Consider the following 1,187-nt stretch of genomic DNA (forward strand, 5'->3'; position numbering starts at 1 on the left):
CCGGTCCCCGGCGGCGGTGCCGCTCGCGAGCACGAGCGCGCCGATGCGGCCGGTCCCGTGCGCCGCGAATGTAAGCGAGGCAGACCATGCACGCCCCATGCTCCAGCCCGCCAGGACGACGCGGCTGGGCGCGGCGTCGATCACGCCGCAAGGTCGCCGGCGAAGCCGTCGAGTCCGTAGGCGGCGGGATCGTCCGGCGCGACCGAAAGGCCGCGCCCGCGCAAGTCCGGACACATCCATCCGAAGTCGTCCGGCAGCCGCGCGCAGACCGCGTCGAAGGCGGCCGCCGTGCCCTGGATGCCGTGGAGCATCACCAGGAGCGGCGCGCCCGGCGCGGCCAAGCGGACCCGGCAGGAGACCGGACCGGCGGGACCATCGAGGACGAGACGCCGTTCGGTGCGGCTCAAGCGGCGGCCTTCTGGGCGAGGGCGGCGTCGATGTCGGCCGCGGTCATCTCCCACTCGTTGGCGAAGTTCGCCACCACCTCGCGCATGAACCAGTCGTGCAGCGCCAGCGCGCGGCGGTCGTCGCCGAGATGGTCGGCGAGCAAGGCGAGGGCGAGCTGGGCCGGCGCGATCCCCTCGTAGCTCCACTCGAACCCGTCGCGGCTGAGCGCAGCGATGTCCTCCCGCGGCGGGAGCGGCCTGCCGTCAACGGTGACCGAGATTCCGTCGATGGTGCGATCGCCCCGATAGGTCTTCATGTGTGTCGTCCGGCAGGCGTTGAAGTCATAACATACTACATGAATATCAGATGCGTTCAACGCCCCATCGGCGCCCCGTGCGCCGGCCGCCTCCCGCCGCTGCCCTTTGACCTTCGCCGCGGCGCAGGCCAAAAGACGGCATGCGCACCGTCGACGTCCTCCTGCCTCTCGGCCTCGACGCGGCCTATTCCTACCTCGTGCCCGACGGCATGCGCCTCGCGCCCGGCGACCTGGTGCATGTGCCGCTCGCCACCAAGAGCGTGATCGGCGTGGTGTGGTCCGAGGTGGGGCCGCCGAAGGCGGTGGATACCGCCAAGCTCAAGGCGGTGAAGGCGAAGCTGGACTATGCGCCGCTGCCGCCCGACCTCATGGCGCTGATCGACTGGATGGCGGACTACACCCTCGCCCCCCGCGGCATGGTGCTGCGCATGCGCTGCGCCACGGCGAGGCGCCCGGCGCCGGCCGCGAGGCGCGTCCGGCGTGC

Annotated in this window: 3 protein-coding genes; 1 reads left to right on the plus strand and 2 read right to left on the minus strand. The window is 72.0% G+C overall.

All coding sequences use genetic code 11. The features are described 5' to 3' along the window. Positions 1–140 precede the first annotated feature (140 nt). Both AC2W7M_RS25885 and AC2W7M_RS25890 read right to left on the minus strand, forming a co-directional pair. Positions 141–407: an alpha/beta fold hydrolase gene (locus AC2W7M_RS25885; protein WP_486136000.1), complete on the minus strand. Its 267-nt coding sequence runs from the start codon at positions 405–407 to the stop codon at positions 141–143. Continuing rightward, positions 404–703: a DUF6166 domain-containing protein gene (locus tag AC2W7M_RS25890; protein WP_486136002.1), complete on the minus strand. Its 300-nt coding sequence runs from the start codon at positions 701–703 to the stop codon at positions 404–406. The genes AC2W7M_RS25885 and AC2W7M_RS25890 overlap by 4 nt, the downstream gene beginning before the upstream one ends. 140 nt (positions 704–843) lie before the next feature. On the opposite strand from AC2W7M_RS25890, the gene AC2W7M_RS25895 reads away from it, so the two are divergent. Next, the coding region (locus AC2W7M_RS25895; RefSeq protein ID WP_486136003.1) for a primosomal protein N' family DNA-binding protein at positions 844–1,187 on the plus strand (344 nt) is incomplete at its 3' end.

The sequence above is a fragment of the Xanthobacter sp. BG11Y11_SDJG genome, from assembly GCF_057364445.1.

Excerpts from the sequence above, each read along its gene's own strand:
- AC2W7M_RS25890 (WP_486136002.1), bottom strand. The coding sequence starts at position 703 with ATGAAGACCTATCGGGGCGATCGCACCATCGACGGAATCTCGGTCACC.